Genomic DNA, 5,851 nt, shown 5'->3' with positions numbered 1-5,851 from the left:
AACTTTATTTCCACCCTTCCCACAACTGTCCACTTTTCAACTTTATAAGTGTCCACTTTTCAACTTTCGCTAACACAAAAATTTTTTCTTACCGGGTGAAACCATACCTTACACCGTTGAAAAGAAATTCCTCAATTGAATGATTAAATAAATTTTAATACTTGTAATCCACACCTCAAATTCGTTACACTATCCATATCTTCCCCCGCATATTTCTAATTAAGCCATAAAGAAATCTTTATTATCAAACGGTTGGGCGGCTCAACCGCGATTTATTCCATTTCAATTACGGAGGTTAAAATGAGTTTTTTAACATTCAACGACATGCTCCGCCGTACGGCATGGCGCCTGCCGGAACATCCCTTCCTGTACTGGAGCGACCGCAATCGTTCAATCACCTATGCGCAAGGTGAGCAGCTCAGCGATGCGGTTGCCGGTGGACTGGCAAACCTTGGGGTGAAGAAGGGTGACCGCGTCGGAATTTTTGCCCATAATGGACTGGATTATGTCATGGCCATGTTTGGCGCCTGGAAATTAGGCGCTGTGTCGGACCATATCAACGTTCTGCAAGCCCAAAATCTGGCATGGTTCGTTCAGGATTCGACACCAACCGTTTTGATCTACACCGGCGACCTGCATGAAGTGGTTGAACGCAACCGCCCGCAGATGCCCTCCATCCGTCATTACATCTGCCTGGATGGGGAACGTCCCGGTTCACTGGACTGGAATGCGATGGTTGCCGCCGACCTGAAACCGCCGGCAGTCAAAGTAGATGGTGAAGATGCGGCGCATCTTTCCTATACCTCCGGTTCTTCCGGCAAACCCAAGGGCGCCATTCTCGCTCACGGATACACTGCACGCGCAACCCACTGCATCGCCGAGCGGTTGCAATTGACCAGAGAGGATGTTTCCTTTGGACCGACCTCGCTGGCCAGTTCCTATCATCTGGTGGCCAATTTACTACCCGGGATTCACCGTGGCGTATTTATTGGTGTGCGTACCCGTTGGGATCCCGAAACTGCGTGGAACGAAATGGAACAGCGCGGCGTTACTTTTATGGTCGCGAACCCATTGCTGCTGAACGACTTGCTGCTGCACTGTCGTAAGATGGGTCGCAAGCCGGCTGCGCTGCGCTTTGTGGTTTCGGGCGGCGCGCCGGTACCCCCCGAATTGAAAATGGCCTATCAGGAGGAACTGGGGGCTCCACTGGTCGAATCCTATGGACAATCCGAGCTGGGTGGTTTTGTCGCCCTGGGTTACCCGCGCCCCGAACAGGGCGAAAAATTCAAGGCCATTGGCCCGGAACTGCCCGATCGCGAAGTGCGAATAGCCGATGAACAGGATAACGAGGTACCGATTGGAACACCGGGAGAGATTCTCATCCGCGGCGGGGTAATGATTGGATACCACAACCTGCCGGAAAAGACCGCCGAAGCCTTGCGTAACGGCTGGCTGCACACCGGCGATATGGGCGTGATGGATGAGGACGGTTATATCCGCCTGGTGGGACGCTGGAGCGAACGCATCATCATGCACGGCAGGGTCATCTTCCCCCGCCCGCTGGAAGAAGCCCTGCTGCGCCACCCAGCCGTGCGTTACGCCTGTGTCATTGCCAAAAAAGATGCGGCAGCCGGGCAGGTACCCAAAGCTGTGGTTGAACTGTACCCTGAGGCGGTTACAACCCCGCAGGAATTGATGGAGCACTGCTCTGCCATTTTGGGAGATGAAAATACCCTTCGTTCGATTGAAATCATCGCCCAAATGCCGATGACCCCCACCGGCAAAATTGGGCGGGCCGATTTGCAGGCGCGAGAAGACCAATCCTCTTGAGAATGGGTGAGTAATTTGACCACCCTTGCTGGAGGGGCTTTCAGCAGGGGTTGGATTATAATTTGCTCAGGAGGTACACTGTGACTACTGACCGCCTGACCCGTCTGATTGCACTGATGAATGCTGCCAGTCTGGACGCTGTAGCGCTCAACCCCAGCCCATCTCTGGTTTATTTAACCGGCCTGCACTTTCATTTGAGCGAACGTCCCACCACCCTGATCATTGCTCCTCCCCACCCGCCCCTTTTGATTTTGCCGGAACTGGAAGCAGAAAAAGCGCGCCAATCTAAAATTCCCCTCACCTTGATTCCCTTTGGGGATAACCCCGCCGATTGGGAAAAATCCTTTCAGGAAGCTGCCCAAATCTGTCGGTTACAGGGGAAAGTGATTGGGGTAGAACCGACCCGCTTTCGCTTCCTGGAATGGCAGTTCATTAACAGTTCGGCGCGGGATGTGCGGCTGGTCTCGGCTGAGCCGGCCTTGAGTGTCTTGCGCCTGCGTAAGGATGAGCAGGAGCTGGCTGCCATGCGCCGCGCCGTGCTGATTGCCGAGCAGGCTTTTGAACAAACCCTTCCGCTGATTAAAGCGGGCATCACCGAGCGGGAACTGGCCGCCGAACTGACCGTTGCATTACTTCGCTGCGGTTCCGCACCCGAGCTGCCCTTTTCTCCCATTGTGGCATTTGCTGCCAACAGTGCCAATCCACATGCCGTACCGGGTGATACCCCCCTGAAACCCGGCGAACTGGTGCTGTTTGATTGGGGCGCTGCATACGAGGATTACTTTTCCGACATCACCCGTACCCTGGCGCTGGGTGAGCCAGACGAAGAACTGCGCCAAATCTACAAGGTGGTGCTGCAGGCCAATCAGCAGGGACGCCTGGCCGGTAAACCGGGCTTACCGGCCGGCGCAATTGACCGGGCTGCCCGTCAGGTGATTGAGCAGGCTGGCTACGGCACATATTTCATTCACCGCACCGGGCATGGACTGGGTATGGAAAGTCACGAGCCGCCTTATCTGTATGCCGAAAATCCGCTTTCGCTCGAAAATGGCATGGTCTATACGGTTGAGCCGGGCATTTATCTGCCGGGCAAAGGCGGAGTGCGGATTGAAGATGACATGGTTGTAACCCCTGATGGTTGTGAGTCCCTCACCACCTTACCACGAGAATTGCTGATTTTGTAATCAACCATGAACGATCCTCAACTCATGTCAGGTGCTGAACCATTCTTTTTCCCCGCCGGTGAAACCGGCTGTTTGCTGGTGCATGGACTGACCGGAACCCCCAAGGAAATGCGCTGGATGGGGGAATTCCTGGTTGAGCAGGGTATCACGGTGCTGGGTATCCGCCTGAGCGGGCACGCCACCACCCCCGCCAGCCTGGAACGCACTCGCTGGCAGGACTGGCTGGCCAGTTTGGAGGACGGTTTTCATCTGTTGCGCCATTCCTGTACAAAAATCTTTATCAGTGGTCTCTCGCTGGGGGGTGCGCTCAGTCTGTACGCAGCATCTTATTTGCCGGTTGAGGGAGTCATCTCAATTTCTGCGCCTTATGAGTTGCCACCCGATTGGCGGTTGAACTTCATTCGCTTATTCCGCTATGTTCAACCGCGCGTACCCAAAGGCAGCCCTGACTGGCGCAACCCGCAGGCTGCCGTTGATCACCTTGAATATCCCTACTATCCAACCGCTTCGATTGCCGAATTGCGCGATTTGCTGGCAGAACTCCGCCAGTTACTGCCTCAGGTCAAGCGGCCGGTTTTGATCATCCACTCCCGCGCCGACCGCGGCGTGCTGCCCTCCAATGCCGAAAAAATCTTCACTGCACTCGGCAGCTCTGCCAAAGAAATCCTGTGGGTTGAAAACAGTGGGCATGTGGTGGTACGCGAGCCGGATCGTCACCTGGTTTTTGAACGCGCCTTGCAGTTCATTCAGCACTATTCTGAGTCACGATAAAATTTCAGGAGCAAATCTTTGACACTGGAAATCCTTACTTTCTCCCTAGGACCGTTGGACAACAACACCTATTTGCTGGTGGACACAACCACCAACGAAGCCGTCATCATTGACCCCACCTTTGACAGCCAGCAGGTTCTTCAAGTGATTCTGGAACGCAAGTTACACCTGACCCAGGTCTGGCTCACCCACGCCCACTTCGATCACATAGTCGGTGCAAAACTGTTTTCTCAGCTCAGTTCACCGCCGCTGCCGATTGGCATTCACCGCGATGATCTGGAACTTTACCTGACCGGCGGTGGGGCGGGCATGTTTGGCATTCAAATGCCGGAAATGCCGCAGCCGAGCCTGTTTTTTGAGCACGGCCAAATTTTACGGGTGGGAGAGGAAGAGGTAGAAGTACGCCACACCCCCGGTCACAGCCGCGGACATGTGATTTTTTACGCCCCGCAGGCCAATGCCGCCATTGTTGGCGATTTGATTTTCCAAAATGGGGTCGGCCGCACCGATTTGCCCGGCGGCAGCAGCACCCAATTACTGAAGTCCATTTACCAGCAGGTGCTCACACTCCCGCCGGAAACCCGTCTGCTGCCCGGTCATGGTGAAGAAACGACAGTTCAGGATGAAGCCGACAATAACCCGTATTTGAATTAGGGGACTATGTCATCAGAACAAGGCTGGATCAAAGAAAATGAGCCTTGGCTGCTCCCATTTTTATATCTGTTCGGTCGAATCATTCTGTTTCTTACCCTGATCCCATATGGTTATTACGGTATCGGCGATTTAAACGCCTATCGCGAGTGGACTGCGCTGCCCGGTTGGCCTTATCTCGATTACTGGGTTGAGTATCCACCTTTATTCCCATTCCTGAGTGAAATCCTTTTTCGTATGGCAGGGGAACAAAGTTTTTTGTACGACTTCCTCGTGGCACTAGTGTTAGCTTTTGCTGGTTCCGTTATCCTTTACCTGTTTCAAAAAATTACCTCGCGGTTGTATGGTGATTCGGCCGGCCAAATACGCAGTCTTATCCTTTTTGGGATTATGGTCGTTCTCCCCTATACATGGTGGTATGCTGATGTCATAACCTTAGCATTAATGATGGCAGGTATTTGGTCTTTACTCGAAAAAAAAGACAAATTAGCTGGCTTGTGGATTGGGCTGGGAATGCTGGCAAAATGGTTCCCGGTCTTTCTTTTACCAGCACTCTTCCGTTATCGCCCCCTTAAGAATTTATTGTTCATCAGCGGAATTGCAATCACAATTGTGTCTATTGTCTTTGGAATCCTGTTTGTAGTTTCCCCCCAGATGACACGAGCATCGCTGCTAACCCAGACCGGGCGAGCGTCATGGCAAACCGTTTGGGCATTGATTGACCGTAACCTGACCACAGGTGCATACCTCACAACCGAGCAACGACTTGACCCAAGCCAATATCTTCAAATCACGGGAAATCCGGCGGTGATTCCACCATCTCTTACGTTATTTGTTTTTGGGGGTATTGGAGTAGGTTTGTTGTTGAAACGCAATCGTTTTGACGATCTTTCCTTAGTCGCCGCAATTGGAATAACGTGGTCATTATTTTTGCTTTGGTCACCCGGTTGGAGTTCGCAATGGGTTTTATATGTTATACCTTTGGTTTTACTTACTTTGTCCTTACCTTATGCATTGTCTTGGATTTTAGGTTTCGTCCTGATTAACATCCTGGAATTTCCATTTTTGCTCGGAAGAGGTTTGGCAGATCACATTTGGATAGTGATAATACTGAGAGTTTTCCTGATCGTTATAATTCAAATCGTTTGGGCAAAAGAAATCATATTCTCCAACTACAAGTGAGAAACAAGATTAGTCATGAGATGATATCCTCAAGGAGTTCAAAGCCAAAGAGGAGGAACTCTTTGACAAATTAACAGATAGGTTAGCTATAGGAAAAATTCTCAATGAAGCTATCTATTGTATTTCGTAAAATTTATACGATATGATAAGCAATTAACTTGTGTTAGGAAAAGTTGAAAAGTGGACACTTATAAAGTTGAAAAGTGGACAGTTGTGGGAAGGGTGGAAATAAA

The 5,851-nt window shown here is 51.4% G+C and carries 5 protein-coding genes; all 5 read left to right on the top strand.

Annotated elements, in window-relative coordinates:
- Positions 1-300: 300 nt before the first annotated feature.
- The 5 genes from VAE48_RS09365 to VAE48_RS09345 all read left to right on the top strand — a co-directional run bounded on the left by VAE48_RS09365 (position 301) and on the right by VAE48_RS09345 (position 5,618).
- The gene (locus VAE48_RS09365) at positions 301-1,830 is read left to right on the top strand and encodes a class I adenylate-forming enzyme family protein (protein ID WP_322793063.1); all 1,530 of its coding nucleotides are present in this window, start codon (positions 301-303) and stop codon (positions 1,828-1,830) included.
- A gap of 80 nt (positions 1,831-1,910) precedes the next feature.
- Positions 1,911-3,014, top strand: a complete 1,104-nt coding sequence (locus VAE48_RS09360; RefSeq protein ID WP_322793062.1) for an aminopeptidase P family protein — start codon at positions 1,911-1,913, stop codon at positions 3,012-3,014.
- Positions 3,015-3,020: 6 nt separating this feature from the next.
- On the top strand, positions 3,021-3,785 hold the full coding sequence (locus VAE48_RS09355; RefSeq protein ID WP_322793061.1) for an alpha/beta hydrolase: 765 nt from the start codon (positions 3,021-3,023) through the stop codon (positions 3,783-3,785).
- 18 nt (positions 3,786-3,803) lie between these two features.
- Positions 3,804-4,439 carry an MBL fold metallo-hydrolase gene (locus tag VAE48_RS09350; protein WP_322793060.1) on the top strand — a complete coding sequence of 212 codons (636 nt, stop codon included), beginning with the start codon at positions 3,804-3,806 and terminating at the stop codon, positions 4,437-4,439.
- 6 nt (positions 4,440-4,445) lie between these two features.
- Positions 4,446-5,618 (top strand): glycosyltransferase 87 family protein, encoded by a 1,173-nt coding sequence (locus VAE48_RS09345; protein ID WP_322793059.1) that lies wholly within the window; start codon positions 4,446-4,448, stop codon positions 5,616-5,618.
- Positions 5,619-5,851 lie beyond the last annotated feature (233 nt).

Origin of the sequence: Bellilinea sp. (assembly GCF_034432615.1) — a bacterium.
Taxonomy (GTDB): Bacteria; Chloroflexota; Anaerolineae; order Anaerolineales; family Anaerolineaceae; genus Bellilinea.
This window is presented reverse-complemented; position numbering and strand designations above follow the sequence as displayed.